Consider the following 22,141-nt stretch of genomic DNA (forward strand, 5'->3'; position numbering starts at 1 on the left):
CGGTCACTGCCCTTCCCGGCCCCCGGCCACCGGTCCCTGCTCGTACCCGTTCAGGGCCAGTGCCGCGGCCTCACCCCGTGAGCTGACTTCGAGTTTCCTCAGTACTCCGGTGACGTGGAACTTGACAGTGCTCTCGGTGATTCCGAGTTCGTCCGCGATGGCCTTGTTCCGCTTTCCTTGCGCAAGAAGGTGCAGAACCTCCCGTTCCCGTGCGTTGAGGCTCGACAGCCTGGTCTCCCCTGTTCGAACGGTCGGCGGGTCGAAGGGAAGGGTGATGCCGGCCCGGCTCCCCCAGCCCGGCACGGCGTCGAGGCTGACCGTGGCACCGAGCGTGCGTGCGCGGCCTTCGAGCTGCTGTGACAGCGCGCGCACGTCCACGCTCCCGGATTCCTGCTCCCGCACGTCGATCCGCAGCGACGTGCCGTCACAGGTCCAGGCGACGCGCAGGCGCGACGGACCCGGTTGCGCGGTGAAGGCCAGCACCGCGGTCCGTGTCATCGCACGGGCGGCGTAGGCGACTTCTCCGGGCAACGGCCGCGCCGCCTTGGCCGGCGGCACGAATTCGACGCGTACTTCGTGATGCTTGAGCATGTGGCGAATGTCCCTGCGCAGCTTCGTGAACGCGGCCGGGGCCGGTTCCTCGCTCAGTGCCAAGTCGGACTTCTGGGCGGAGCGCAACGCCACCAGCGCGAGGGAAGCGGACTCGGTCGCGGCCACACGGGCACGGTGATCGTCGAGTGCGGTGGCGCGCAGCGTGTTCAGGACGGTCACCAGCGCGCTCTCATGCGCCGTCGCCATCTCGGTGATGGTGCGGGCCCGCTCACTGGAGGCCGCGCGCGACTCGGCAAGGTAGTCCGGGCTCGCCTGCGCGACCTGTTGGCTGATCGAGGTTGCGACGATCCCGAAGAGGGCCGACAGGGCGACGGGCTGCGGGAGCCCCTTGCGGGAGGCACGCGGCACGAGGACGAGCAGCGTGCCGACCGGGTCACGGACGGCCCAGACGGTGCGGGTGGCCCCGCCGATCGCCGCCGTGGTGCTGAGCGGCCGGCCGGGCTCGACGAGGGCCTTCAGCTGCTCGAGTTCGTCGATCGTGACCTTGTTGATCATTTCGGTCGCGCCTGCGACCTTCCGTGGCCGGCCGGTGCACTCCCTGGTGAAGATGATGAGCGCGGTGTGCGGCCACCGGTCCGACAGAAAGCGGGAGAACCGGCGCGCGATCTCGTGCAGCGGACCCTCGATGACCTCTCGCAGTGCGAGAAGGTCCGTCTCCGGCGGTGCCTTCGTGTCGAGCATTCCACGCACCATAGCCGGTCCGGCCGCCGGCCGAAGGTCGAGGTTCCACTGGTCCGTCGCACAGGTCGCCCGTCCTCGGTCCGGAGCTAACGTCGTGGAGGACATGCGCCGGTGCGCATGCGTTTTTGAACGACTGATGAAGGAACCAGCTCAGATGCCACAGCAGGTCCGCGGTGTGATCGCCCGTTCCAAGGGAGCTCCGGTCGAGCTCACCGACATCGTGATTCCCGATCCGGGACCGGGTGAGGTCGTTGTCGCGGTCGCCGCGTGCGGCGTGTGCCACACCGATCTGACCTACCGCGAAGGCGGTATCAACGACGACTTCCCGTTCCTCCTCGGACACGAGGCCGCCGGCACCGTGGAGAGTGTCGGCGAAGGTGTCGAGTCGGTGCAACCCGGCGACTTCGTCGTCCTGAACTGGCGTGCCGTGTGCGGGTGGTGCCGGGCCTGCAAGCGCGGGCGTTCCCAGTACTGCTTCGACACGTTCAACGCGAGCCAGAAGATGACCCTGACCGACGGGACGGAACTCACCCCGGCGCTCGGCATCGGCGCTTTCGCGGACAAGACCCTGGTCCACGCCGGACAGTGCACCAAGGTGGACCCGTCCGTGGACCCCGCCGTCGCGGGTCTGCTCGGCTGCGGTGTCATGGCCGGCCTGGGTGCCGCCGTCAACACCGGCGGGGTGAGCCGCGGGGACTCGGTGGCCGTCATCGGCTGCGGCGGCGTGGGCGACGCGGCCGTCGTCGGGGCGCGGCTGGCGGGCGCATCGAAGATCATCGCGGTGGACCGGGACGAGAAGAAGCTGACCTGGGCGGCCGACCTGGGCGCCACCCACACGGTCAACGCCGGCGAGACCGACGTCGTCGCCGCGATTGCCGAGCTGACCGGTGGGTTCGGCGCCGATGTCGTCATCGACGCGGTCGGCCGACCCGAGACGTGGAAGCAGGCGTTCTACGCGCGCGATCTCGCGGGCACCGTCGTGCTGGTGGGCGTGCCCACGCCGGAGATGAAGCTCGAACTGCCGCTCCTCGACGTGTTCGGCCGCGGCGGCTCCCTGAAGTCGTCCTGGTACGGCGACTGCCTGCCGGAGCGCGACTTCCCGATGCTCGTCGACCTGCACCTGCAAGGCAGGCTGCCGCTGGAGAAGTTCGTCTCCGAGCGCATCGCGCTCGAAGAGGTCGAGAAGGCCTTCCACACCATGCACGCCGGCGAGGTGCTGCGTTCGGTGGTGGTCCTGTGAGCGGTCTGCGTGTCGAACGCGTGGTCACCTCCGGGGTCTTCGCCCTCGACGGAGGCACGTGGGACGTCGACAACAACGTCTGGCTCGTCGGCGACGACGACGAGGTGGTGATCGTCGACGCGGCGCACGACGAGCAAGCGATCATCAAGGCGGTGGGGGACCGGAACGTGGTGGCCGTCGTGTGCACGCACGGCCACAACGACCACGTCACCGTCGCGCCGCACCTGTCCCGTGAGCTCCAGGCGCCGATCCTGCTGCATCCCGGCGACCGGGAGTTGTGGGAGATGACCCACCCCGGCCAGGCCTTCGGGCACGTGAGCGACACGCAACGCGTCGACGTGGCGGGCACGGCACTCGAGGTGATCCACACTCCGGGACACTCTCCCGGGTCGGTCTGCCTGCACCTGCCCGAAGCCAAGGTGCTGTTCACCGGAGACACGCTGTTCTCGGGCGGCCCCGGAGCCACGGGCCGTTCGTTCTCCGACTTCCCCACCATCATCGGGTCCATCCGCGACAGGCTGTTCACACTGCCGGAAGAAACCCGTGTCCACACCGGACACGGCGACGGCACCACGATCGGCGCCGAGGCGCCGTACCTGGCCGAATGGATCGCACGCGGCCACTGAGCCGACCCCGGGCCGGGGAACGACCGGCGACAGCGTTTTCGCCTGCTTCCCCGGCCCGCCCGGCAGCATCGCCCGGCACACCACCGAGCGGAAGCCACTCGGCATGGAAGCAGGTACGGGGCGCCTGCGAGGGAACCTCCGACGCCGCCCGCGCATCTCGTACTCGGTTGCTCCCTGCTGAGTCAGAACCTGTACCCGGTGCGGTGGATGGCGAAGGCCCGGAGCAGGCCACGAACCTGGACGCACTCGGCCACGATCTCGTGATCCTCGATCAGCTCAGCGCGGCTGCTCGGGCCCGGTGAGTGAACTACTTCAGGTGCTCCTCAAGATCTTCGACGGTCCAGTCGGCCTGGCGGAGGACGGAGCGGAGGGTACCGGGTGCGAGGCAGCGGTGGAGGGGGACGATGACGGTCCGCTCGCCGCTGCGCTATTTGGCGTGGCTGCCACGAGGGGAGATGTGCTCGAACCCGCCTCGCTCGAAGGCCTTCGCGACAGCAGTGCCAGAGAGGCCGGTGGGGACGGTTGGGCTCACGCGGCACGCCGGACTTCGACGGGAGCGGTGATCACGGCGGTGACCTCGGGGGCAGGTGCGTCCTCGAAGTACAGCTCCAGTGCCTCGCGGAGGTTCTCCAGGGACTCCTCGATGGTCTCTCCCTGCGAGGTGACCTCGACCTGGAGGCAACGTGCCACGTACCACTCGCCCTCGTGGGTGATCGCTGCGGTCAGGTGCAGTACTTCAGTGGTCATGTCGCCAGTCTGGCACGCACCGCCCGGTGAAACCGGCGGCTTTCGCGCGACATCACCCGCCGGGGCGACACGTATGGCCTTGCACCCTATCGGCGGAACCGGGGGCCCCGAAGACGCTTTCACCCGTACGCGTGGACGACGGTGACGCGGGCTCCGCGTCCGTCACCTGAACCGGCCTGCGTACGTCGGGCGATGCGTGGTACACCGAGGAGAGGTGAAGCGCGGTGAAACGGGTGTCGGAGAACGGTGGAACGCGGACGGGACCACAGCGGAACAGCCGCTGTGGCAGACATCACGCGCCGGTGGCCGGGCGGCCTCGCACTCCCCTGAAAGAGCGGCGAGTTTACCCGTCCCGACGCACGGTTATGCGCGGGGCCGCCGGTTTTTCTTCCCCTGACGGGCTGATTTTTCTTGATCGGGCAGCAGCGGACCGTCCCGGCGTCCTACCCTTCAAAGGGTGAAGCAACTGATGTCACCGGAGTCCGAGGTCGATCTGCCCGGAGGGGCGGTGCTCCCGGGCGCCCTCCCCGAGATGCTGCGCACCGAGCTCATCGCGTTCCGGCGCGACCTGCACATGCACCCCGAGCTGGGCAACCAGGAGTTCCGCACCACTGCGGCGATCAAGGAACGGCTCGAGCGGGCCGGTCTCGCGCCCCGCGTCCTCTCCAGCGGAACCGGCGTCATCTGTGACATCGGGGTGACGGACGACACCGGCATCGCCGCCGACGCGCCCGCGGACATCGACACGGACACCGGCATCGGCACGGACACGGGCATACTCGCCCTGCGCGCCGACATCGACGGCCTGCCCATCCCCGACACGAAGACCGGGTGCCCGTACCGCTCCACCGTGCCCGACCGCGCGCACGCCTGCGGCCACGACGTGCACACCACCGTGGTGCTGGGCGCCGGGCTGGTCCTCGCCGAACTGCACCGCCAGGGCCTGCTGCCCCGTCCGGTGCGGCTGATCTTCCAGCCCGCGGAGGAGGTGCTGCCCGGCGGTGCCTCCGAGGCCATCGTGGACGGCGCGCTCGACGGGGTCGGGCGGATCATCGCCGTGCACTGCGACCCCCGGGTCGACGCCGGGCGGATCGGGCTGCGCCAGGGCCCCATCACCTCCGCCTGCGACCGCCTGGAGATCGCCCTCGACGGCCCCGGCGGCCACACCGCCCGGCCGCATCTGACCACCGACCTGGTCACCGCCGCCGCCCGGGTCGTCACCGACGTGCCCGCCCTGGTGGGCCGACGGGTCGACAGCCGCAGCGGGCTCGCCGTGACCTGGGGCAGGATCGAGTCGGGCCACGCGCCCAACGTCATCCCGCAGCACGCCGAACTCTCCGGTACCGTGCGCTGCCTCGACCTGGACACCTGGCGGCTGGCCCCCGACCTCGTGGTCGCCGCGATCGACGAGGTGGCCAACCTGCACGGCGCCAAGTCGGAGATCAACTACGTGCGCGGGGTCCCCCCGGTGGTCAACGAGGACGGCGTCACCGAGCTCCTGCGGGACGCCATGATCGCCCGGCGCGGCTCGGAGTCCGTGGAGAACACCGAACAGAGCCTCGGCGGCGAGGACTTCTCCTGGTACCTGGAGCGGGTCCCCGGGGCCATGGCCCGTCTCGGGGTCCGCCCCCCGGGCGAGCGCACCGTGCGCGATCTGCACCAGGGCGACTTCGACGTCGACGAGCACGCCATCACCGTCGGCGTCGAACTGTTCACCGCCGCCGCCCTGCTGGGCGCCCTGCGGTAACTTCCCCTGGTTTTCCTCCACTTGAGCTCCCCCTTGCGTTCCCCCTGCGCTCCGTTCGTGCGTGCGTCGGGGGAGGGGCGGCGTGGTGCGCGTGTCGCATTGGCGGCACGAATGGATAACAGCCCCGCGGTCCCCCGTTCCCAGGAGTGTCTACGCGCGTTAATCTGCGCCGAACCGAGCACCCGATGGGGGGCTTTGCGGAATGGGGAACTTCAGATGCGTCGGATATCCAGACTGACTCGCGTCGCGGTGGGCGTCGCGTCGCTCGCACTCGCCGCCACGGCCTGCGGCGGCACCAGCAGTGACAGCGGCGGCAGTGGCGCCAGTGGCGGCACCAAGAAGGAAGACCTCGGTCTCGCCATCGCCTACGACATCGGTGGCAAGGGCGACCAGTCCTTCAACGACGCCGCGTACGCGGGCCTGGAGCAGGCGAAGAAGGAGTTCGGCTACAAGACCGCCGACATCGAGCCCACCGAGGGCGAGACCGACGCGGACAAGGAGCAGCGCCTGTCCTCGCTCGCCAAGCAGGGCTACAACCCCGTCATCGGCGTCGGCTTCGCCTACGGACCGGCGATGGAGGCCGTGGCCGCGAAGTACCCCGACACCACCTTCGGCATCGTCGACTCCGTGGTCGAGGGCGAGAACGTCGCCTCCCTCGTCTTCGCCGAGCACGAGGCCTCCTACCTGGCCGGCGTCGCCGCCGCCAAGGCCACCAAGACGAAGACGGTCGGCTTCGTGGGCGGTGTGGACATCCCGCTGATCCACAAGTTCCGGGCCGGCTTCGAGCAGGGCGTCAAGGAAACCGATCCGAAGGTCAAGGTCATCTCGCAGTTCCTCACGCAGACCGCGGAGGAGGGCGGCTTCTCCAGCCCGGACAAGGGCAAGGCCGCCGCCGAGGGCCAGATCGAGAAGAAGGCCGACGTCGTCTACCAGGCGGCCGGTCTCTCCGGGCAGGGCGTGATCGAGGCCGCCGCCAAGGCGAAGGTCTGGGCGATCGGCGTCGACTCCGACCAGTACCAGCAGGAAGCCCTCGCCGGCTACAAGGACTTCATCCTCACCTCCGCCACCAAGGAGGTCGATGGTTCGGTGTACGCCCTCGCCAAGTCCGTCGAGGAGGGCAAGCCGCGGACCGGCACCCAGGTCTTCGACCTGAAGGTGGACGGCGTCGGCCTCTCCGAGAGCAACCCGAAGATGGCCGAGATCGAGGGCCTGACGGACGCCGTGGCCAAGGCCAGGGAAGGCATCGTCAACGGCTCCATCAAGGTCAAGTCGGAGTAGTCGGCAGGAGCCGGTGACACCGGCCGGCCGTACGAGAGCGTCGGCCGTCACGTCGAGCACAGGGGCGGGCACCCGAGCGGGTGCCCGCCCCTGTGCGTCATCTCCCGCGCCGTGCACGGCCACCCTCCGTTCGCGATCGGCAACGTTGCGAAACGGTGGGAAGGTGGGATTGGCCACGGGCCTATAACAAGGTGGACAGAAGGGTTTTCCCGGGAGGTCTACGCGCGTTAATCTGCGGCGAGCAGCGCCGTAGCCGAATCTTCCGGCGCTTGTACGAAGGAGCACCACACATGCGCCGGTTTTCCCGGATCACGGTCGCAGGCGCAGCGACCGCCTCTCTGGCCCTCACGCTCTCCGCCTGCGGCGGTACCTCGACCTCTTCCGGTTCGTCGGAATCCAAGGGCGACAAGGGCATCGCCATCGCGTACGACGTCGGCGGCCGGGGTGACCAGTCCTTCAACGACGCCGCTTACGCCGGCCTGAAGCAGGCGGAGAAGCAGTTCGGCTACAAGACCACCGACGTCGAGCCCACCGACGGTGAGACCGACGCGGACAAGGAGCAGCGGCTGACCTCGCTGGCCAAGCAGGGGTACGACCCGGTCGTCGGTGTCGGCTACCTCTACGCCTCCGCGGTGAAGGCCGCCGCGGAGAAGTACCCGGACACCACCTTCGCCATCGTGGACGACGCCACGGTCGAGGCCGACAACGTGGCCGACCTGGTCTTCGCCGAGGAGGAGGCCTCCTACCTGGCCGGTGTCGCCGCCGCCGAGACCACCAAGACCGATGTCGTGGGCTTCGTGGGCGGCGTGGACATCCCGCTGATCCACAAGTTCCGGGCCGGCTTCGAGCAGGGTGTCAAGGACACGAACCCGGACGTCAAGGTCATCTCGCAGTTCCTCACGCAGACCGCGGAGGAGGGTGGCTTCACCAGCCCGGACAAGGGCAAGGCCGCCGCCGAGGGCCAGATCGAGAAGAAGGCCGACGTCGTCTACGCGGCGGCCGGTCTGTCGGGTCAGGGTGTCATCCAGGCCGCCGCCGCCAACAAGGTGTGGGCGATCGGTGTGGACTCCGACCAGTACAAGCACGAAGCCCTGGCCGAGTACAAGGACTGGATCCTCACCTCGGCGATGAAGGACGTCGCCAAGTCCGTGTACAAGCTCGCCCAGTCGGTCGAGGACCGCAGCCCGCGGACCGGTATCCTCAGGGGCGATCTGAAGGCGGGTGAGGTGAGCCTGTCGAACTCGAACCCGAAGTTCGCGGACAACGCCAAGCTCCAGGACGTCATCGAGACGGCCAAGAAGAAGATCATCAGCGGCGAGATCAAGGTCAAGTCGAGCTGAGCCCGCAAGTCCTGAGCAATGTGTGACCCACGGGGTCGCGACCGCTCGACGGGGTGCGGGGAGTAAGCTCCCCGCACCCCGTCGGTTCGGTGTGCCGCCCCCCTTTGATGCCGTCGGGGCGCTACGCGCGTAGACGACCCCCGTCCCCAGGAGTGCGCCATCAACGCGTCCAGCAGCCCTCCGGCCGGAGCTGCGGTCAACGAATCGGTGACCGCCGTCGAACTCGCCGGGATCACGAAGCGTTTCCCGGGCGTCGTGGCCAACCACGACATCCACCTCACGGTCCGCAAAGGCACCGTGCACGCCCTCGTCGGTGAGAACGGGGCCGGCAAGTCGACGCTGATGAAGATCCTCTACGGCATGCAGAAGCCGGACGAGGGCACCATCGCGATCCACGGCGAACAGGTCGCCTTCTCCTCGCCGGCCGACGCCATCGCCCGCGGCATCGGCATGGTCCACCAGCACTTCATGCTCGCCGACAACCTCACGGTCCTCGAGAACGTGGTGCTCGGCAGCGAGAAGCTGTACGGCATCGGCGCGAAGGCCCGGCGCAGGATCAAGGAGATCTCCGACCGCTACGGCCTCGGCGTACGCCCCGACCTGCTGGTCGAGGAACTCGGTGTCGCCGCCCGTCAGCGCGTGGAGATCCTCAAGGTCCTCTACCGCGGCGCCACCACGCTGATCCTCGACGAGCCCACCGCCGTCCTGGTCCCGCAGGAGGTCGACGCGCTCTTCGACAACCTGCGCGAGCTCAAGGCGGAGGGCCTGTCGGTCATCTTCATCTCCCACAAGCTGGGTGAGGTCCTCTCCGTGGCCGACGACATCACCGTCATCCGCCGCGGCACCACCGTCGGCACCGCCGTACCCGCCGAGACCACCCCGCGCGAGCTCGCCGAGATGATGGTCGGCAGCGAACTGCCGACGCCCCAGACCGCCGAGTCCACGGTCACCGACCGCGCGGTGCTCACCGTCGACCAGCTGCGCCTGGCGGCCCCCGGCGGCAAGGCCCTGCTCGACGACATCAGCTTCACCATCCACGAGGGCGAGATCCTCGGCATCGCCGGCGTCGAGGGCAACGGCCAGACCGAACTGGTCGACGCGCTCATAGGCCTGCGGACCGCCGACTCCGGCGTCATCCGGCTGGCCGACGAGGAGATCACCAGCTGGCCCACCCGCCGGCGGCGCGAAGAGGGCATCGGCTACATCCCCGAGGACCGGCACCGCCACGGGCTGCTCCTCGAATCCCCCCTCTGGGAGAACCGCATCCTCGGCCACGTCACGGAGAAGCCCAACGCCAAGGGCGTGTGGCTGGACCTGAAGGCCGCCCAGCAGGACACCCGCCGCATCGTCGAGAAGTACGACGTCCGCACCCCCGGCATCGACGTCACCGCCGCCTCCCTCTCCGGCGGCAACCAGCAGAAGCTGATCATCGGCCGCGAGATGAGCCACCGGCCCCGCTTCCTGATCGCCTCCCACCCCACCCGCGGTGTGGACGTCGGCGCGCAGGCCGCGATCTGGGACCACATCCGGGAAGCGCGCCGCGAGGGCCTCGCCGTTCTCCTGATCTCCGCCGACCTGGACGAGCTGATCGGTCTGTCCGACACCCTCCGGGTGATCTACGACGGCAAGCTGGTCGCGGACGCCGACCCCACGACCATCACCCCGGAAGAGCTCGGCACCGCCATGACGGGTGCGGCCACCGGACACCTCGAACACGAAGAGACCCCCGAGACCCGGGCCGACGCCCCCGAGTCTCCGGAAGACGAGGCCCGCTGATGAAGAAGTTCGACAAGGAGCGCGTGCTCCTCGCGGTGGCCGGCCCGGTCATCGCGCTCGCCGTGGCCTTCGTGCTCAGCGCGATCGTGCTGCTCGCCTCGGGCAAGAGCCCGGTCGAGCCGTTCGCCCTGATGTTCGAGCAGGCGACGTTCTCCGACATCCAGGTGCTGATCGTCAACCAGGCCTCGATGTACTACATCGCGGCCCTCGCGGTGGCCATCGGCTTCCGGATGAACCTCTTCAACATCGGTGTCGACGGCCAGTACCAGCTCGCCGCCATGATGGCCGCCGTCGTCGGCGCCCACGCCGCCCTGCCGGCCGCCCTGCAGATCCCGCTGCTGCTCCTCACCGCCGTCCTCACCGGCGCCTTCTGGGCGGGCATCGCCGGTGTCCTCAAGGTCACCCGCGGGGTCAGCGAGGTCGTCGCCACGATCATGCTCAACGCGATCGCGACCTCCGTGATCGGCTACCTGTGGTTGCCGACCGTCTTCGGCGTCAAGGTCGGCAACAACAACACCACCGGCGTGATGCACGAGTCCGGCTGGGTCCCCGGCATCGACATGGGCGAGGCCGGTGAGGTCTACGGCCTGGTCGTCCTCGCCGCGCTGCTCGGCATCGGCTACTGGGTCGTCCTCAACCGCACCCGCTTCGGTTTCGACCTGCGCGCCTCCGGCGCCTCGCAGACCGCCGCCGCGGCCAGCGGGGTCAGCCCCAAGCGCATGGTGCTCAGCGCCATGCTGATCTCCGGCGGTCTCGCGGGCCTCGCGGGCCTGCCCATCCTGCTCGGCGACACCCACACCTACAGCCTGAACTTCCCGACCGGCATCGGCTTCCTCGGCATCGGCATCGCCCTGCTCGGCCGCAACAGCCCGGTCGGCATCGCCTTCGCCGCCCTGCTGTGGGCCTGGCTCGACAAGGCCTCGCCCGAGTTGGACTTCCACGGCTACGACAAGGAGATCGCGGTCATCATGCAGGGCCTGATCGTGCTCTCGGTCGTCGTCTCCTACGAGGCCGTCCGTGAGTGGGGCCTGCGCCGCCAGCAGCGCCGGGTCGGCGCGGAACTCGCCGCGGGCCGTCTTCTCGGCGGCCTCGGCGCCGACAACAACTCCACGAAGGAGGTGGCCGGCCGATGACCGCCCCGACCACAGCGACCGACGTCAACCAGCCCTCGCTGCAGCCCGCGGCACCCACCGGCCGCCGCATGTCGTGGCCCGTGCTGCTGCTGGTCATCGCCGGCGCCCTGGCCCTGGTCTCGATCGTCCGCATCATCACCGGCGCGGACGGCATCACCAACGTCAGCCAGATGTCCACCGCCCTCCAGCTGGCGGTGCCCATCGGCCTCGCCGGACTCGGCGGCCTGTGGGCCGAGCGCGCGGGCGTCGTCAACATCGGTCTCGAGGGCATGATGATCCTCGGCACCTGGTTCGGCGCCTGGGCCGGATTCCAGTGGGGCCCGTGGACCGGCGTCCTCGTCGGCCTCATCGGCGGCGCCCTCGGCGGCCTGCTGCACGCCTTCGTCACCGTCACCTTCAACGTCAACCACATCGTCTCCGGTGTGGCCATCAACATCCTCGCCCTCGGCGCCACCCGCTACCTCGCCCCGCTGGCCTTCGAGGGCCACCAGGGCGGCTCCGCCAAGCAGTCCCCGGCGGTCGAGTCGCTCGGCCACTTCACCGTGCCGGGGCTGTCCGACGGACTGCGCGACCTCAACGAGAAGGGCTGGTTCTTCGTCTCCGACATAGCCGGCCTGCTCGGCGGACTGGTCACCAACGTCTCCTGGCTGACCCTCGTCGCCATCGCGCTCGTCCCCGCGACCTGGTGGATCCTGTGGCGCACCGCCTTCGGCCTGCGGCTGCGCTCCTGCGGCGAGAACCCGGTCGCCGCCGAGTCCCTCGGCGTCAACGTCTACAAGTACAAGTACGTCGCCGTGGTCATCTCCGGCGCCCTGGCCGGCCTCGGCGGTGTCTTCCTGTCCATCGTCGCCAACCCCTTCTACCTGGAGGGCCAGGTCAGCGGGCGCGGCTACATCGGCCTCGCCGCGATGATCTTCGGCAACTGGATGCCGGGCGGCCTCGCCATCGGCGCCGGCCTCTTCGGCTACACCGACAGCCTCAACCTGCGCGGCGGTTCCGCCAACGTGCACGCGCTGCTGCTGCTCGGCGCGCTGCTGCTGGTCATCGGCGCGATCTGGCTGGTGGTCCGCAAGAAGTACGTGCACGCGCTCGTCACCCTGGTCGTCGGCGCCCTCGTCTACGCCTGGTACGCCGGCACCAACGAGGTCCCCAACCAGGTGGTCTCCGCCACGCCGTACGTCATCACCCTGGTGGTCCTCGCGCTGTCCGCACAGCGGCTGCGCATGCCGAAGGCGGACGGACTGCCCTACCGGAAGGGGCAGGGCGGATGACCCCGCCCGAGGCCACCACGGCCGACATCGACTGGGAGGCCCTGCGCGCGGTCGCGCGCGAGGCCATGACCCACGCGTACGTCCCCTACTCGGGCTACCCGGTCGGTGTCGCCGCCCTGGTCGACGACGGACGCACGGTCTCCGGCTGCAACGTCGAGAACGCCAGCTACGGGCTCGGCCTGTGCGCCGAGTGCGGGCTGGTCTCGGAGCTGCACCGCACCGGCGGCGGCCGGCTCACGCACTTCACCTGCGTGGACGGCAGCGGCGGGATCCTCGTCCCGTGCGGCCGGTGCCGGCAGTTGCTGTACGAGTTCGGCGGCCCCGAGCTGCTGCTGGAGACCCCGGCGGGCATCCTGCCGCTGTCGGAGATGCTGCCCCAGGCCTTCGGCCCGCAGCACCTCGCCAAGTAACTCCCCTGCGGCCCCTCCGGTCGACTGCCGCCACCGTCGTCCGGAGGGGCCGCGCCGCACTCTTCGCTCTCGGAAGGAATGCCAGCCATGGCCATGGACGTCATCTCCGTCATCCGCACCAAGCGGGACCGCGGCGAACTCAGCGACGAGCAGATCGACTGGGTCGTCGACGCGTACACCCGCGGGGAGGTGGCCGACGAGCAGATGTCGGCCCTCGCGATGGCGATCCTGCTCAACGGCATGAACCGGGCCGAGATCGCCCGCTGGACGGCCGCGATGATCGCCTCCGGCGAGCGCATGGACTTCTCCTCGCTGTCCCGCCCCACCACCGACAAGCACTCCACCGGCGGTGTCGGCGACAAGATCACCCTGCCGCTGGCCCCGCTGGTCGCGGCCTGCGGTGCGGCCGTCCCCCAGCTGTCCGGCAGGGGCCTCGGCCACACCGGCGGCACCCTGGACAAGCTGGAGGCGATCCCGGGCTGGCGCGCGCTGCTGTCCAACGACGAGATGCTGTCCGTCCTGGACGGCGTGGGGGCCGTCGTCTGCGCGGCCGGCGACGGCCTGGCCCCCGCCGACAAGAAGCTCTACGCCCTGCGCGACGTGACCGGCACCGTCGAGGCGATCCCGCTGATCGCCTCCTCGATCATGTCGAAGAAGATCGCTGAGGGAACGGGCGCGCTGGTCCTGGACGTGAAGGTGGGCAGCGGCGCCTTCATGAAGACCCTGGAGGACGCCCGCGAACTGGCGTCCACGATGGTCGGCCTCGGCACCGACCACGGCGTGCGGACCGTCGCCCTGCTCACCGACATGTCGACCCCGCTCGGCCTGACCGCGGGCAACGCCCTGGAGGTCCGCGAGTCGGTGGAGGTCCTGGCGGGCGGCGGCCCCGCGGACGTGGTCGAACTGACCCTCGCCCTGGCCCGCGAGATGCTGGACGCGGCCGGTCTCGAGGACGCCGACCCGGCGAAGGCCCTGGCCGACGGCTCCGCGATGGACGTCTGGCGCCGCATGATCGCGGCGCAGGGCGGCGACCCGGACGCAGCCCTGCCGACGGCGCGCGAACAGCACGTGGTGACGGCGACCGCCTCCGGCGTCCTCACCCGCCTGGACGCCTACGACATCGGCGTCGCCGCCTGGCGCCTCGGCGCGGGCCGCGCCCGCAAGGAGGATCCGGTGCAGGCGGGCGCCGGCGTCGAACTGCACGCCAAGCCCGGCGACACGGTCACCGAGGGCCAGCCCCTCCTCACCCTCCACACGGACGCCCCGGACCGCTTCGACCACGCCCTCGAGGCGGTGTCGGGCTCGTACGACATCGCGGCCCCCGGTACCGCCTTCAAGGCCACGCCGGTGGTGCGGGAACGCATCGCCTGACCTGCGGTTCCTCTTTCGGGTGAACGGGATCGGTGGACCGCCACCGGTCCCGTTCGGCATGCTGTAGTCGGTGACGCACCGATAGGAGAAACCGCCATGAGCGCACTCGCCGTGAGCCAGGACCCCGAGCAGAGCTGGGACGACCTCGTCCGGTTCTGGGAGGAGATGGAATGGCCCGAGGGCAGCAAGGTGGAGATCATTGAGGGGATCATCACCGTGTCACCTGCTCCCGCGTACCGTCACAACGTGATCGCGGCCCGCATTCAGCGGCGTCTTTACTCTGTGATTCCCGAGCACTGGGAAATCTTCCAGACCCAGGAAATCGCCGTGCCCTCACGTCTGGGGATGTTCATTCCGGACCTTCTGGTGGCCCCGGTTCGGGACGACTCGGAGACGGACAACCACATGCCCGCAGCCCTCGCCGAATTCGTCGTCGAGGTGACCTCCAAGTCCAACGCGCGCCACGACCGAGTCAGTAAGCTCGCCGCCTATGCCACCGCGGGCATCCCGCTGTACCTCCTCGTCGACCGCTGGGCCCCCGACGGCCCGACCGTGACGCTCTTCGGCGAGCCGCACGGTGATGTCTACCGTCCCCTGGACTCCGTGAAGTTCGGTGAGCCCATCAAGCTCCCCGCTCCGTTCGACCTCGTCATCGACACCGGCGAGTTCCCCGAGAGCTGAGTCACCCCAGCAGCGCCGCCGCCACCACCAGCACCGGTACCGACAGCAGGGTCGACACCAGGATCGCCTCCCGGGCCAGGGTCTCGCCGACGCGGTAGCTGCTCGCGTACGTGAAGATGTTCTGCGCGGCCGGGAGCGCCGAGGTCACCACCACGTCGAGCAGTTGCGCCCCGCGCAGCCCGAAGACCCCCACCGCCAGCGCCCAGGCGACCACCGGCTGACCCGCCGACTTCAGCGCCACGGCGAGCAGCACCGCACCGCGCTCACCGCCCCGCAGGGGCAGGGCGCTGCCGCGCAGCGAGATGCCGAACGCGAGCAGGACCGCCGGAACCGCCATGTTGCCGATCAGCGTCACCGGGTCCATGACCGGGCCGGGGATCTCCAGGCCGGACGCCGACACCGCCACCCCCGCCAGCGAGCCCAGCGCGACCGGGTTCCGCAGTGGTGTGAGCAGCCGCTGCCACAGCGGCAGCTTCTCCCCGGCGGTCGCCAGGTCCAGGACCGTCAGCGCGACCGGGGTGACCATCACGAGCTGGAACAGCAGCACCGGCGCCACCAGTGAGGCGTCGCCGAGGACGTACACGGCGATCGGTATGCCGAGGTTGCCGGAGTTGACGTAGCTGGAGCACAGGGCGCCGATGGTGGTGCGGCCCACGCCCCAACGGCGTGCCACGCCCACCGCGACGAAGACGCCGGCCACCGCGGCCGTGCTCAGCGCGGTGACCAGCAGCCGGCCGGAGAAGACCACCGAGAGGTCCGCCTCGGCGAGAAGGGTGAACAGCAGGGCCGGCGAGGCCACGTGGAAGGCGAGCTTCGTCAGCACCTCGTGGGCCTGCCGGCCCAGATACCCCCGGCGGCCGACCCCATAGCCGACGCCGATGACCACCGCGATCACCGCGAAACCGCTCAGCACCCCCTGCACAGCGGCTCCTCGCCGGAGCGGCGGGCACCGGGCATCGCGGACGGGGAGGGTATGTGGTGCATACACCCAACTCTCGAGGGAAGTCATGTCCGGGTCAATGTGATCTTCCCGGTGCCCGCACGCCGGCGAGAGACCGCGATGAATTACGCGCCCGTGCCCGGTCTACCGCTCGTGGACGCCAAGACACCGCCCGTACTCGTGCTGCGCGGCCCCGTCACCCGGGACGGGGTGAGCGGACCGAGCGAAGTGCTGCGGGCACTGCTGGACGACGGCGGCGGGGCCGGCGGGGGCGGTCCGGACGACGGAATCGTCGTCTGTGACGTGGGAGGGCTGGGGCCGCCGGGGCTCGCCGCCGTGAACCTGCTCGCCCGTCTCCAGCTCCTGGCCCGTCGGACCGGGGGCCGGATACGGCTGCGCGACCCCGACCCCGCCCTATGCTCCCTGCTCGACCTGGTCGGCCTCCGTTTCGAGGTGGAGGGGCAGCCCGAACAGCGGGAACCAGCGCGCGGTGTCGAGGAAGCAGTGGAACCCGGTGATCCGGCCCTCTGAGATCTCCAGCACCTGGACCGCCCACGGGGTGAAACCACCCGCCTCCGGGTCCGGCTTGTACTGGGCGAACCCGGGCAGGCCGTTGGCCTGGAGAGGCAGCAGCCGCGAACCCGCGCAGGAGGCGCCCAGCGTCGTCATGAAGCCCGTGATGTCGGCGGTGCCGGTCAGCCACAGGTCGAACGGCGGCATCGTCATGCTGGCGTCCTCGTGCAGCAACGCCGTCAGCGCCGACATGTCGTACCCCTCGAACGCCGCCACATAGCGCTCCAGGAGCTTCTGCTGCTCCTCGTCCAGCGGGTCGGAGACGGACGCGTCGGCGCCCGGCCGGCGCCGCTCCGCGAGCGTCGCCCGCGCCCGCTGCAACGCGCTGTTGACGGACGCCATCGAGGTGTCGAGCAGCTCGGCCACCTCGCTCGCCCGCCAGGCCAGCACCTCCCGCAGCAGCAGCACCGCCCGCTGCTTGGGCGGCAGCTGCTGGAGCGCGGCCATGAAGGCGAGCCGCACGGACTCCTTGGCGACCGCCGCCTCCGCCGGGTCCTCGACGGTGGGCAGCACCCGGGAGTCCGGCATCGGCTCCAGCCAGGTGTGGTCCGGCCGCGGCGAGAGGGCCGCCCGGGCCAGCGGGGTCGACTCCGTCAGATCCATCGGCCGGGCGCGCTTGTTGCCCGCCGTCAGCATGTCCAGGCAGACGTTGGTCGCGATGCGGTACAGCCAGGAGCGCAGACTGGAACGGCCCTCGAACGTGTCGAAGCCGCGCCAGGCGCGGATCATCGTGTCCTGCACCGCGTCCTCCGCCTCGAAGGAGGAACCGAGCATCCGGTAGCAGTACCCGGTCAGCTCGACGCGGTGCGCCTCGAGCCTGGCGTCGAGATCGGTCGTCGCCGCCGTGCCGTTCGTCATCGTCCACCCACCCCTGTGGCCTGTCTGCGGTGCGCCTTCGCACCCGGCACTTCGGAAGCTACCGCAGGCCACTGACAACGGCCCTCCGAGTGGACGAACGTGCAGGTCGGAGAGGCGATTTCAACGGGCGGAACGAAATTTCCCGCCCGCCGGGCCGGGCGTGCGCGGCCTCACGCGGGGGCGAGCCGCCGCCGCTCCACCCGGGCCGCCCGGGTGCCCAGCACCGTGATGGTCACGACGCCGGCCACCGCCACCAGGCCGACCCCCACCGTCCCGGCCCAGCCCCCCGAGTGGAAGGCGAGCGCGCCGGCCGTGCTGCCCACGCTGGAGCCGATGTAGTAGGCGGACTGGTACAGCGCCGACGCCTGGGCGCGGCCCTCGGTGGCCGTCCGTCCGACCGCCGAGGACGCGACCGCGTGGCCCGCGAAGAAGCCCCCGGTGATCAGCACCAGGCCCAGCAGGATCAGGGACAGCGAGCCGGCCAGGGACAGCAGCAGACCCGCCGCGGTGGTCCCGCCCGCCGCGTACAGCGCGCCCCGACGGCCCAGCCGGTTCACCAGCCGACCCGCCGCCGACGCCGACACCGTGCCGACCAGGTAGACCAGGAAGATCGAGCCGACGAGGCCCTGGGGGAGTGAGAAGGGCGCCTCGCTCAGGCGGTAGCCGATCACGGTGTAGACCCCGCCGAACACCGTCATGAACAGCGCGCCGATCGCGTACAGGCGCCGCAGCAGCGGGTTGGCGAGGTGGCCCCGGACCGCGCCGACCAGCACGCGCGGGCGCAGCGAACCCGGCCGGAAGTGCCTCGGCGCCGGCAGCAGCAGCCGGAACGCCACCGCGCACGCCACCGCGAGCACCCCGACCACGCCGACGGCGACCCGCCAGCCCCACTCCTGCGCCACCCATCCGGTGACGACCCGGCCGCTCATCCCGCCGACGCTGTTGCCCGCGACGAACAGTCCGATCGCGGTCACCAGTGCCCTGGGCCTGACCTCCTCCGCGAGGTACGCGGTCGCCGACGCGGGCACCCCGGCCAGGGCCGCCCCCTGGAGCGCCCGCAGCGCCACCAGGGCGCCCAGTGACGGGGCGAAGGGGACCAGCAGCCCGACGGTCACCGCGACGGCCAGGGAGGCCGTCATGACCGTACGGCGTCCGTAGCGTTCCGACAGCGCGCTCATCGGCAGCACGAACAGCGCCAGACCACCGGTGGCCGCCGCCACCGTCCCACTCGCGTCGCCCGCGGTCACCCCGAGGTCTCCGGAGATCAGCGGCAGCAGGGCCTGGGTGGAGTACAGCAGCGCGAAGGTCGCGACACCCGCCAGGAAGAGGGCGAGGCTCATCCGCCGGTAACCGGGACCGCCGGGGGACATCCGGGAGTCGGGGCCGCCCGGGGAGGCCGGGGCGGCGGACGCCGTGGCGGGAGGCGAGGGAGAAGGTGAGGGAGAGGAAGTGACGGACGGGCCGGCGTCCACCCGCGTGGACGCCCCGGTACTGACGGAAGACATGCCTCGAACCTACGGACGGCCCCGCTCATCCGTCCAATGCACGAAATCGAGATAATCGTTCCCATGGTGCATCAGCAGAGGTCACAGAGGCAGCTGTCACCGTCCGGTGACACAGAAGACATCGTCGCGCTGCTCGCGCCACGTCTCGTTCACTTCGCCGGCGTCGCCCGCACGGAGCACGTCACCCGTGCCGCCCAGGAGATGCAGGTGCCGCAGTCCACGCTTTCCCGGTCCATGGTCCGCCTCGAACACGACCTGGGCGTCGACCTGTTCGCCCGGCACGGCCGCACCCTCTCGCTGACCCCCGCCGGCCGCACCTTCCTCGCCTCCGTCGAACGCGCCCTCGCCGAGGTCGAGCGGGCCGCCGACGAGGTGCGCGCCGACGCCGACCCGGCCACGGGCAAGGTCGCCTTCGGGTTCCTGCACACCATGGGCGCCGAGACCGTGCCCGGCCTGCTGCACGCCTTCCGCGCCGACCACCCGCGCATCCGCTTCAGCCTCGTCCAGAACTACGGCGAGGCCATGCTGGAGCGCCTCCGTGCGGGCGAGCTGGACCTGTGCCTGACCTCCCCGGTCCCGGACGCCCCCGACCTCGTCGCCCGCCGCCTGGACGAGCAGAAACTGCGCCTGGTCGTCCCCGCCGACCACCGGCTCGCCGGCCGGCGCCGTGTCCGCCTCGCCGAGGCCGCCGACGAGACGTTCGTGACCCTGGAGCCCGGATACGGCCTGCGCCGCATCACCGACGACCTCTGCGCGCAGGCCGGTTTCCGGCCCCGGGTCGCCTTCGAGGGCGAGGAGGCGGAGACCCTGCGGGGCCTGGTGGCCGCCGGTCTGGGCGTCGCCCTGCTGCCCCCGCCGGCCGTGCCGCGCCCCGGGGTGGTGGAACTGACCGTCACCTCCCCGCGGGCGGCCCGCGAGATCGGCGTCGCCTGGCTGGCCGGCCACCCGGACACCCCGCCGGTGGCGGCCTTCAAGAAGTTCCTGCTGTCGAGGAGGGGCCACCTGCTCCCGGACTGAACGACGGCCGTCCGCGAGCCGCCGCCCGCCGTCTACCGGCGTAACGACGCGCCGAACCCCGAGGCCAGCGGCATCCGCAGCCCCAGGGGCGGGGGCGCCGCCAGGGCATCCTGCACCGGACGGGAGAACGCCCGCCCGAACAGCGTCCCCATCATGAAGTCCTCGCACAGCGCCAGCACTTCGTCCCGGTACTGGTTCAACCCGTGCCCGTCGGCGTGCACTTCGAAGCGGCACACGTTCCGGTTCGCCTTTTTGACCCGCGCCGCCAGCCGGAAGGACAGTTCCGGGTCGGCCCGCGCGTCACGGGTGCCGTGCACGATCAGCACCTGCCGCCCGGCCAGCTGCTTCACCGGTTCGGGGACCGCGGCCACGTCCTCCTCGGGCAGCCAGGGAGCCAGCGCCAGCACGGAGCTGACGGCCTCGTGGCCGCCCGCGCGCAGCGCCGCCCGGCCGCCCATGCCGAGACCGGCCAGGCACACGGGAACATCCCCGTAGAGCCGCACGATCTCGCTCACGGCCCAGGTGGCGTCACGCGCGAGATGCGCCTCACTGCCGTTCCAGCCCCGGTAGCGGTAGTGGACGACATGGACGGCGAGACCCTCGGCCCGGCCCGCACGGCCGAGACGGTGTCCCAGGGCGCGTACGGAGGCGGCCGCCACCACGGGGGAGGGCCTGCGGCTGGAGACCGGCTCGCCGCCGGGGAGCAGCAGCACCGCGCCGCTCACCGCTTTCGGCTTCGGGCCGAGCGCCCTCCCCAGCCGGGCCGTGCGCGCCGGCGTCGCTTGCTGTGACATGGCAGCAGAGTGTCAGAAGCCCCGGTGTACGCCACCCTCGCGTGCGGTCACCGTTACGTATCGACGGATTCGCACCTGGTGGTCTACGCGCGTAGGTGCTGGAGCCCGCCCGGCGGACCATGCCGCAGACGCGGGGCCGACACGCCCTTTCCGAGCTCTTCGAGCAGCGGGACCCCCTCGCGCCGCTCACCCGCGCCGACAAGGTGCCGTCGACTTCCTGCGACCTGATCCGCCGGACAGGCCCTAGAGTGCCGAAATGACGAGCCAGACCACTGCGAACACCCCGACCCCGGACCAGATCCGCCGGGCGCCCAAGGTGCTGCTGCACGACCACCTCGACGGCGGCCTGCGCCCCGGCACCGTCGTCGACCTGGCCCGCGAGGCCGGCTACTCCGGACTGCCCCAGAGCGACCCCGGCAAGCTCGGCCTCTGGTTCCGGGAGGCCGCCGACTCCGGTTCCCTGGAGCGGTACCTGGAGACGTTCTCGCACACCGTCGGGGTCATGCAGACCCGTGACGCCCTGGTGCGGGTCGCCGCCGAGTGCGCCGAGGACCTCGCCGCGGACGGTGTCGTCTACGCCGAGGTGCGTTACGCCCCCGAGCAGCACCTCGAAGGCGGGCTGACCCTCGAAGAAGTCGTCGAGGCGGTCAACGAGGGCTTCCGGCAAGGGGAGCGGCGGGCGCGGGAGGACGGAAACCGCATCCGCGTCGGCGCGCTGCTCACCGCGATGCGGCACGCCGCGCGGTCCCTGGAGATCGCCGAACTCGCCAACCGCTACCGGGACCTGGGCGTCGTCGGCTTCGACATCGCGGGAGCCGAGGCCGGTTACCCGCCCACCCGGCACCTCGACGCCTTCGAGTACCTCAAGCGGGAGAACAACCACTTCACCATCCACGCAGGTGAGGCCTTCGGGCTGCCGTCCATCTGGCAGGCCCTCCAGTGGTGCGGCGCCGACCGGCTCGGACACGGGGTGCGCATCATCGACGACATCCAGGTCCACGACGACGGCTCGGTCGAACTCGGCCGGCTCGCCTCCTACGTCCGGGACAAGCGCATCCCGCTGGAGCTGTGCCCCAGCTCCAACCTGCAGACCGGGGCGGCGGCCTCGTACGCCGAGCACCCCATCGGCCTGCTGCGCCGACTGCACTTCCGGGTCACGGTGAACACCGACAACCGCCTCATGTCGCACACCGACATGAGCCAGGAATTCGAGCACCTGGTCGATGCGTTCGGTTACACGCTCGACGACATGCAATGGTTTTCCGTCAATGCGATGAAGTCGGCGTTCATTCCTTTCGATGAACGACTGGCCATGATCAATGACGTCATCAAGCCCGGATATGCCGAGCTGAAATCCGAATGGCTGTTTCGGCAAACCGCCTCCACCAGCGGTTCTGTGACTGAAGAAAGCTGACCGGGACGTCCGCGGATTCCGGGAGGACGGGCGGCCTTCACTAATCGTCCGCATCTCGAGGTTTGCGGCGGGTGGTGCCGGGTGTTTACGGTCGAGGACCGCTCGTTCCCCCCATTCCATTTCGAGG

At 70.5% G+C, this 22,141-nt stretch carries 20 protein-coding genes and 1 pseudogene; 14 read left to right on the plus strand and 7 right to left on the minus strand.

The window, feature by feature from the left end:
- Window positions 1-3 precede the first annotated feature (3 nt).
- Window positions 4-1,293: a helix-turn-helix transcriptional regulator gene (locus AB0I73_RS27590; RefSeq protein WP_363041693.1), complete on the minus strand. Its 1,290-nt coding sequence runs from the start codon at window positions 1,291-1,293 to the stop codon at window positions 4-6.
- A 154-nt stretch (window positions 1,294-1,447) separates the two neighbouring features.
- On the opposite strand from AB0I73_RS27590, the gene AB0I73_RS27595 reads away from it, so the two are divergent.
- Both AB0I73_RS27595 and AB0I73_RS27600 read left to right on the plus strand, forming a co-directional pair.
- Window positions 1,448-2,533, plus strand: a complete 1,086-nt coding sequence (locus tag AB0I73_RS27595) for an S-(hydroxymethyl)mycothiol dehydrogenase (protein WP_363041694.1) — start codon at window positions 1,448-1,450, stop codon at window positions 2,531-2,533.
- Entirely contained in the window at window positions 2,530-3,159 is a 630-nt protein-coding gene (locus tag AB0I73_RS27600) for an MBL fold metallo-hydrolase (RefSeq protein ID WP_363041696.1), read from the plus strand. Before AB0I73_RS27595 ends, AB0I73_RS27600 begins: the two co-directional genes overlap by 4 nt.
- A gap of 307 nt (window positions 3,160-3,466) precedes the next feature.
- On the opposite strand, the pseudogene AB0I73_RS27605 reads toward AB0I73_RS27600, so the two are convergent.
- Both AB0I73_RS27605 and AB0I73_RS27610 read right to left on the minus strand, forming a co-directional pair.
- Window positions 3,467-3,568: pseudogene (locus AB0I73_RS27605) on the minus strand (type II toxin-antitoxin system HicA family toxin); the annotation flags it as partial.
- Window positions 3,569-3,687: 119 nt separating this feature from the next.
- Window positions 3,688-3,906: a type II toxin-antitoxin system HicB family antitoxin gene (locus AB0I73_RS27610; protein WP_363041698.1), complete on the minus strand. Its 219-nt coding sequence runs from the start codon at window positions 3,904-3,906 to the stop codon at window positions 3,688-3,690.
- Window positions 3,907-4,375: 469 nt separating this feature from the next.
- Here AB0I73_RS27610 and AB0I73_RS27615 point away from each other — a divergent pair, with 469 nt between their 5' ends.
- From AB0I73_RS27615 to AB0I73_RS27655, 9 genes are all read left to right on the plus strand, one after another.
- Window positions 4,376-5,653, plus strand: coding sequence for a M20 family metallopeptidase (locus tag AB0I73_RS27615; RefSeq protein WP_363041761.1), 1,278 nt, complete (start codon window positions 4,376-4,378; stop codon window positions 5,651-5,653).
- 216 nt (window positions 5,654-5,869) lie between these two features.
- Window positions 5,870-6,931 carry a BMP family ABC transporter substrate-binding protein gene (locus AB0I73_RS27620; protein ID WP_363041700.1) on the plus strand — a complete coding sequence of 354 codons (1,062 nt, stop codon included), beginning with the start codon at window positions 5,870-5,872 and terminating at the stop codon, window positions 6,929-6,931.
- 290 nt (window positions 6,932-7,221) lie between these two features.
- Window positions 7,222-8,271, plus strand: a complete 1,050-nt coding sequence (locus AB0I73_RS27625) for a BMP family ABC transporter substrate-binding protein (protein ID WP_363041702.1) — start codon at window positions 7,222-7,224, stop codon at window positions 8,269-8,271.
- A 207-nt stretch (window positions 8,272-8,478) separates the two neighbouring features.
- Entirely contained in the window at window positions 8,479-10,047 is a 1,569-nt protein-coding gene (locus tag AB0I73_RS27630) for an ABC transporter ATP-binding protein (RefSeq protein ID WP_363041704.1), read from the plus strand.
- Window positions 10,047-11,180 (plus strand): ABC transporter permease, encoded by a 1,134-nt coding sequence (locus tag AB0I73_RS27635; protein ID WP_363041706.1) that lies wholly within the window; start codon window positions 10,047-10,049, stop codon window positions 11,178-11,180. Before AB0I73_RS27630 ends, AB0I73_RS27635 begins: the two co-directional genes overlap by 1 nt.
- Window positions 11,177-12,451 (plus strand): ABC transporter permease, encoded by a 1,275-nt coding sequence (locus tag AB0I73_RS27640; protein ID WP_363041708.1) that lies wholly within the window; start codon window positions 11,177-11,179, stop codon window positions 12,449-12,451. The genes AB0I73_RS27635 and AB0I73_RS27640 overlap by 4 nt, the downstream gene beginning before the upstream one ends.
- On the plus strand, window positions 12,448-12,861 hold the full coding sequence (locus AB0I73_RS27645) for a cytidine deaminase (protein ID WP_363041710.1): 414 nt from the start codon (window positions 12,448-12,450) through the stop codon (window positions 12,859-12,861). The genes AB0I73_RS27640 and AB0I73_RS27645 overlap by 4 nt, the downstream gene beginning before the upstream one ends.
- Before the next feature lie 93 nt (window positions 12,862-12,954).
- Window positions 12,955-14,232: a thymidine phosphorylase gene (locus tag AB0I73_RS27650; protein WP_363041763.1), complete on the plus strand. Its 1,278-nt coding sequence runs from the start codon at window positions 12,955-12,957 to the stop codon at window positions 14,230-14,232.
- A gap of 96 nt (window positions 14,233-14,328) precedes the next feature.
- Window positions 14,329-14,913, plus strand: coding sequence for a Uma2 family endonuclease (locus AB0I73_RS27655; RefSeq protein WP_363041712.1), 585 nt, complete (start codon window positions 14,329-14,331; stop codon window positions 14,911-14,913).
- Window position 14,914: 1 nt separating this feature from the next.
- Here the strand turns inward: AB0I73_RS27655 and AB0I73_RS27660 are convergent, their stop codons facing one another.
- On the minus strand, window positions 14,915-15,835 hold the full coding sequence (locus AB0I73_RS27660) for an AEC family transporter (RefSeq protein ID WP_363041714.1): 921 nt from the start codon (window positions 15,833-15,835) through the stop codon (window positions 14,915-14,917).
- A 138-nt stretch (window positions 15,836-15,973) separates the two neighbouring features.
- On the opposite strand from AB0I73_RS27660, the gene AB0I73_RS27665 reads away from it, so the two are divergent.
- Entirely contained in the window at window positions 15,974-16,384 is a 411-nt protein-coding gene (locus AB0I73_RS27665) for an STAS domain-containing protein (protein ID WP_363041716.1), read from the plus strand.
- Here the strand turns inward: AB0I73_RS27665 and AB0I73_RS27670 are convergent.
- On the minus strand, window positions 16,268-17,284 hold the full coding sequence (locus tag AB0I73_RS27670; protein WP_363041718.1) for a sigma-70 family RNA polymerase sigma factor: 1,017 nt from the start codon (window positions 17,282-17,284) through the stop codon (window positions 16,268-16,270). The two genes, AB0I73_RS27665 and AB0I73_RS27670, sit on opposite strands and share 117 nt — an antisense overlap.
- Before the next feature lie 170 nt (window positions 17,285-17,454).
- The gene (locus tag AB0I73_RS27675; RefSeq protein ID WP_363041720.1) at window positions 17,455-18,789 is read right to left on the minus strand and encodes an MFS transporter; all 1,335 of its coding nucleotides are present in this window, start codon (window positions 18,787-18,789) and stop codon (window positions 17,455-17,457) included.
- A 63-nt stretch (window positions 18,790-18,852) separates the two neighbouring features.
- Between AB0I73_RS27675 and AB0I73_RS27680 the strand changes: the two genes are divergently transcribed.
- The gene (locus AB0I73_RS27680; RefSeq protein WP_363041722.1) at window positions 18,853-19,806 is read left to right on the plus strand and encodes a LysR family transcriptional regulator; all 954 of its coding nucleotides are present in this window, start codon (window positions 18,853-18,855) and stop codon (window positions 19,804-19,806) included.
- 32 nt (window positions 19,807-19,838) lie between these two features.
- Here the strand turns inward: AB0I73_RS27680 and AB0I73_RS27685 are convergent, their stop codons facing one another.
- Window positions 19,839-20,600 (minus strand): alpha/beta hydrolase, encoded by a 762-nt coding sequence (locus AB0I73_RS27685; protein WP_363041724.1) that lies wholly within the window; start codon window positions 20,598-20,600, stop codon window positions 19,839-19,841.
- Window positions 20,601-20,856: 256 nt separating this feature from the next.
- On the opposite strand from AB0I73_RS27685, the gene AB0I73_RS27690 reads away from it, so the two are divergent.
- The gene (locus AB0I73_RS27690) at window positions 20,857-22,014 is read left to right on the plus strand and encodes an adenosine deaminase (protein ID WP_363041726.1); all 1,158 of its coding nucleotides are present in this window, start codon (window positions 20,857-20,859) and stop codon (window positions 22,012-22,014) included.
- The last annotated feature ends 127 nt before the right edge of the window (window positions 22,015-22,141 follow it).

The organism is Streptomyces sp. NPDC050388 (genome assembly GCF_040655635.1).
In the GTDB taxonomy this organism is placed as follows: Bacteria; Actinomycetota; Actinomycetes; order Streptomycetales; family Streptomycetaceae; genus Streptomyces.

What these genes read in the sequence shown, in the direction of transcription:
- AB0I73_RS27665 (WP_363041716.1), top strand. Translation starts at nt 15,974, where the DNA reads ATGAATTACGCGCCCGTGCCCGGTCTACCGCTCGTGGACGCCAAGACA.
- AB0I73_RS27650 (WP_363041763.1), top strand. Translation starts at nt 12,955, where the DNA reads ATGGACGTCATCTCCGTCATCCGCACCAAGCGGGACCGCGGCGAACTC.
- AB0I73_RS27685 (WP_363041724.1), bottom strand. Translation starts at nt 20,600, where the DNA reads ATGTCACAGCAAGCGACGCCGGCGCGCACGGCCCGGCTGGGGAGGGCG.
- AB0I73_RS27610 (WP_363041698.1), bottom strand. Translation starts at nt 3,906, where the DNA reads ATGACCACTGAAGTACTGCACCTGACCGCAGCGATCACCCACGAGGGC.
- AB0I73_RS27635 (WP_363041706.1), top strand. Translation starts at nt 10,047, where the DNA reads ATGAAGAAGTTCGACAAGGAGCGCGTGCTCCTCGCGGTGGCCGGCCCG.
- AB0I73_RS27680 (WP_363041722.1), top strand. Translation starts at nt 18,853, where the DNA reads ATGGTGCATCAGCAGAGGTCACAGAGGCAGCTGTCACCGTCCGGTGAC.
- AB0I73_RS27625 (WP_363041702.1), top strand. Translation starts at nt 7,222, where the DNA reads ATGCGCCGGTTTTCCCGGATCACGGTCGCAGGCGCAGCGACCGCCTCT.
- AB0I73_RS27590 (WP_363041693.1), bottom strand. Translation starts at nt 1,293, where the DNA reads ATGCTCGACACGAAGGCACCGCCGGAGACGGACCTTCTCGCACTGCGA.
- AB0I73_RS27615 (WP_363041761.1), top strand. Translation starts at nt 4,376, where the DNA reads ATGTCACCGGAGTCCGAGGTCGATCTGCCCGGAGGGGCGGTGCTCCCG.
- AB0I73_RS27655 (WP_363041712.1), top strand. Translation starts at nt 14,329, where the DNA reads ATGAGCGCACTCGCCGTGAGCCAGGACCCCGAGCAGAGCTGGGACGAC.
- AB0I73_RS27670 (WP_363041718.1), bottom strand. Translation starts at nt 17,284, where the DNA reads ATGACGAACGGCACGGCGGCGACGACCGATCTCGACGCCAGGCTCGAG.
- AB0I73_RS27620 (WP_363041700.1), top strand. Translation starts at nt 5,870, where the DNA reads ATGCGTCGGATATCCAGACTGACTCGCGTCGCGGTGGGCGTCGCGTCG.
- AB0I73_RS27675 (WP_363041720.1), bottom strand. Translation starts at nt 18,789, where the DNA reads ATGTCTTCCGTCAGTACCGGGGCGTCCACGCGGGTGGACGCCGGCCCG.
- AB0I73_RS27690 (WP_363041726.1), top strand. Translation starts at nt 20,857, where the DNA reads ATGACGAGCCAGACCACTGCGAACACCCCGACCCCGGACCAGATCCGC.
- AB0I73_RS27595 (WP_363041694.1), top strand. Translation starts at nt 1,448, where the DNA reads ATGCCACAGCAGGTCCGCGGTGTGATCGCCCGTTCCAAGGGAGCTCCG.
- AB0I73_RS27645 (WP_363041710.1), top strand. Translation starts at nt 12,448, where the DNA reads ATGACCCCGCCCGAGGCCACCACGGCCGACATCGACTGGGAGGCCCTG.
- AB0I73_RS27640 (WP_363041708.1), top strand. Translation starts at nt 11,177, where the DNA reads ATGACCGCCCCGACCACAGCGACCGACGTCAACCAGCCCTCGCTGCAG.